The organism is Planktothrix sp. FACHB-1355, from assembly GCF_014748295.1.
Lineage (GTDB): Bacteria > Cyanobacteriota > Cyanobacteriia > Cyanobacteriales > Aerosakkonemataceae > Aerosakkonema > Aerosakkonema funiforme_A.
The window spans coordinates 1-3,752 of sequence record NZ_JACJUP010000696.1; the positions used below are offsets into that span (position 1 = coordinate 1).

5 protein-coding genes are annotated in these 3,752 nt (G+C 42.6%); 2 read left to right on the forward strand and 3 right to left on the reverse strand.

The window, feature by feature from the left end; all coding sequences use genetic code 11:
- The coding region (locus H6S82_RS23230; RefSeq protein WP_191056780.1) for a helix-turn-helix transcriptional regulator at positions 1-932 on the reverse strand (932 nt) is incomplete at its 3' end.
- Between the two features lie 299 nt (positions 933-1,231).
- Here H6S82_RS23230 and H6S82_RS23235 point away from each other — a divergent pair.
- Entirely contained in the window at positions 1,232-1,513 is a 282-nt protein-coding gene (locus H6S82_RS23235) for a hypothetical protein (protein WP_190474795.1), read from the forward strand.
- A 129-nt stretch (positions 1,514-1,642) separates the two neighbouring features.
- Here the strand turns inward: H6S82_RS23235 and H6S82_RS23240 are convergent, their stop codons facing one another.
- Positions 1,643-2,110, reverse strand: a complete 468-nt coding sequence (locus H6S82_RS23240; RefSeq protein ID WP_190474797.1) for a hypothetical protein — start codon at positions 2,108-2,110, stop codon at positions 1,643-1,645.
- A 77-nt stretch (positions 2,111-2,187) separates the two neighbouring features.
- The gene (locus H6S82_RS23245) at positions 2,188-3,102 is read right to left on the reverse strand and encodes a hypothetical protein (RefSeq protein ID WP_190474799.1); all 915 of its coding nucleotides are present in this window, start codon (positions 3,100-3,102) and stop codon (positions 2,188-2,190) included.
- 163 nt (positions 3,103-3,265) lie between these two features.
- On the opposite strand from H6S82_RS23245, the gene H6S82_RS23250 reads away from it, so the two are divergent.
- Positions 3,266-3,752 (forward strand): DUF429 domain-containing protein (locus H6S82_RS23250; RefSeq protein WP_347339536.1); only part of this gene is annotated, 487 nt, incomplete at its 3' end.

The following is a 3,752-nucleotide window of genomic DNA, read 5'->3' on the forward strand; positions in this document are numbered from 1 at the left end:
TTCAAACGACAAGTTAGCACCACCCGCGCCTTACCAACCCAGTCTGTCAGTTGTTCCCGAATTCTCGCCAACGCCTCGATAGGGGAAGTCGCCGCCATTTCATCCACCCCATCCAACAGCAACCAAACTTTACCTGTTGCGAAAAGTTGCTTGAATTCTTTTCTGATTTCTGGCGTGACATTTTCGGCTTCAAAATCGATAAATTGCAATGCTTTGGAGAGCCAATTATTGAGTAAATAATCGGCAATTGTGCTAGAACGTAAATCTGCCAATCGAATACAAATGGGAAAATCGGGGGAATTTTTCGCCAAACGTTCCGCCAATTCTCCTAACAGTGTAGTTTTCCCCGCACCCGGTTCGCCAATAATGGCAATATGCTTGCCTTTTTCAGTGTTATTTTCGGCAATAACTTTCTGGAAAAAAGCATCATCTTTATAAGTTTGGACGATTTGCAGTTCTGGTTCTTTCTGCGGTGGCGAGTCTTCCCCAGTGGGGTTTTTTCTGGGGTTTGGTGTTTTGGGACGTTCCATTAATCCCAAGGGAACGTAAATATTTAATTCATATTGTTGTGCGGTTGCTTGGCGGCGGAGGTGTTGGGTTGCTAAAACTTGGTTGCAGATTTCGCGCCAGTTTATTTCTGTTGGTGTGGTTGTTGGTGTGGGTGGGTTTAACTCGTTTGCATCTACTATTTCGTTTATGTCTAAGTTTAAGGCTTCAACAATCCAAAAAATAAACTTTTTATCTATTGGCGTTCCTTTAAGAAATCGCTTAACTGTATCAATACTAGCACCCGATCTTTTTGCTAAGTCTTCATAAGTCCAACCCTTTTTTTCTGGTTCTCCAGGCTTTTCCAGTTTAGCCATTTTTTGGCGAACTTCTACCAGTCCTTCTGGAGTTGCAGCAATGCTACGGGATTTGGGAGTTTTACTCATCGGTGATAGATGGGTAGGTTACGACTAGAATGCCAGTCTAATAATCGCTATTGACAAAAACATCATAGTGTGTATGTTTATTTAGACCTCGGCAGGGCGAAGCATTCGGATATATAAATTGTCGATTACTCAGAAAGATTGTCGCCCGAATGCTTCGCCCCTACATCATAATCGGTAGCTTAAGAAAAATGGTAGTGCAGAATGGTGCAGATCGATCTGCACTGTTCCAGCGCTGTTCTGCTCTAGAGGATACCCCAAACATCGAGTTATTTGTAGGTTATGAGTTTGGAAATACAAAAATGAGTACCCAATTATTGAAAGCTATCCTTTCTCAAAACCCAGAAATCCAGCTTTTGATTTTGTTGGCTTTTGTCAGTTATTCGCAGCATCAAAGTATTGAAGTTCAGCCAAAAACAAAATTTACAAAACAAAAGATGATTTTGGTTAGTTCGCAAGTGGGGGAATTTGGGATTGTTAATATTATAGGATGGTTCGATCCAATTTCAGGTTTATGTGTTGGTTTTTGTTTCTTTCTTTGGCATTTGGTACAAGTTTTGATTGCAGAAAGAAAGGATGATTAAAGCCCGCCAGGGATTCAAACCCCAGCGTCATAGCGAAAGTCGGTTAAAACCGACTGAAATATTAAATTCTTCAGTCCACTTTAGTGGACTTTCGCTATTAGCTGGGGACTTGAGTCCCCAGCGGGCGTCTTATTCCCCCGCCATCCACCAACCAGAATCGATGATACTTTCTCCTCGAAAAGTAAAATAGAGAAAATCGTGTCCGCCTCGCCAAAAATAAATCAAATACTGGTAATCTCCTGTGGGCTTATTTCTGCGATCGTGTTCGATCGCCGCAAACAAAAAATCACCCTTGATGGCAATTCGATCGGGATTTCCCATCCACTGAATAATCTCAGATTTGCTATATCTCCCCGTTCCCAAACAATCACCAAGCTGATTCATTACCTGCTGTTTGCGCCCATTCCATCTATCTGCATCATCACTCCAATCGCCGCCACCAAAGTGTCCTGGGATGGTTCGCAAGTTTTTATATTCTACTGATAATTCTTCAAGATTGCAAGCATTTGGATCTGAATAATTGGCGGCGGCTATCCAAGTGTTACCCACCAGGAATAATGCTAAAAGCAGGATTAATCGATTTTGATATTTTCTCATATTTAAATAACGCACTTTTTAGCTAGTAGGTATGTTGTTGCGCTTTAGCGCTGAAGCGCAACAACGTACCTATTGTTTTAGCCACCAAACCTAGCTAACAACTCCTCGCGAGAGAGTTGCAGTAACAAAACAGTAAACTCCTCTGGAGGCAATTCCAACAAACGCTCAATAATTCCCGATAATTGCTCATCCAAAACACCAAATCGCACGCGCAACAAATTTTCAATGGTAGCGCGGCGTTCCCTCATTACTCCTCGCTGCAAACCGCGTTCTTCTCCTTCCTGTATAGCTTCGTCCCGCCATTGTAAAAGTAGTGGTGATAATTCCATAGCTAACTCCCGATCTTCTCGATCTATATTTTGACTCGCTTCGATGGTCGCTTGCAAATTCGCCAATAACAAGAGAGCGTTTGAACGTAATGGATGATTGGGTGGAAGTGTACCTATTTCGTTAATCGCTTGTTTTTGCACATTTCCTTTACCCAAAAGTCTCAGCCATAGCGTTTCTGGGGTGCGCGGTAACTGGTGAATTACCACAATTGCTGTTTTCAGAATTTCTCCCAGAAAATACACTCCTGTTGGCCAGTTGTTTTCATCCGCTTCGGCTTTACATCCGTTTAAAATGGTTGCCGAAACGGTAGGCGAAAGAATCCACAATGTAGGTAAATCAGCTTCATCAAGACGAGTGTTGTTTCGCTGACTCTCACGCTGCGAATAGGCGTGGATATCAAATAGTTTACCCATACAGCCGCGAATTTGGCTGGGGGATACGGCGTTGCGGAAGGGTTCAAAGATGGATGGGATACTGGCAAATCGTCCCAGCAATCCCAGCACTTCTGCATCTCCCCTCTGTCCGGGTGGGTAAGGGGTGAACCACACATCTATTTGTCGCACTTCTCCAGGGACTTCTTTGCTGGCTTCTACCTCACCGAGAGGTTTTAACAACTCTTTTAGATAGTCCTTGGCAAATCGATCGTAAGGAAATTTTGTCATTTAATTTCAGCAATCAAACTTTCGGGCTAATCTGCTAATAGCTAAGTTTTTACTTGGTGTTTATTTAGTTTAATGTTAGCATAAATACAACCATAATCGGCATTTTAATAAGTTATTTTAATTTGCTGAAATGGCGTATATTATCTGACGAAAAAGTTCTGGTATGATGAAATTTATCGGCATTGACCTCGGTTGGACGACAGGTGCAAGCGGTTTATGTTGCCTAAGTTGGGCAGATAATCAATTGCATCTTCTTAACTTAGATCGACGAGAATCTAATGAAGATATTCTCGCTTGGATCGATACCTATGCACCATCATCAGAATCGGCAATAATCGCGGTGGATGCGCCTACCCTGATTCCCAATGCAACTGGAATGCGACTACCGGATAAGTTGACTCACAAACATTTTCATCGCTATCACGCGGCTTGTTATCCTGCTAATCTCGGTCGCCCTTTTGCCCAACGCACGGTAGAATTTGGGTTGAGTTTGGAAGCACGGGGTTTCGTTCACGCACCAATCATAGAAGCGCAAAAATTAGGCAGATTTCAAATCGAAGTATTTCCCCATCCCGCGATTGTAAATCTATTCGGTTTAGAACGCATCCTTAAATATAAAAAAGGTAAACTTTCAGAACGTCGCGCTGAAT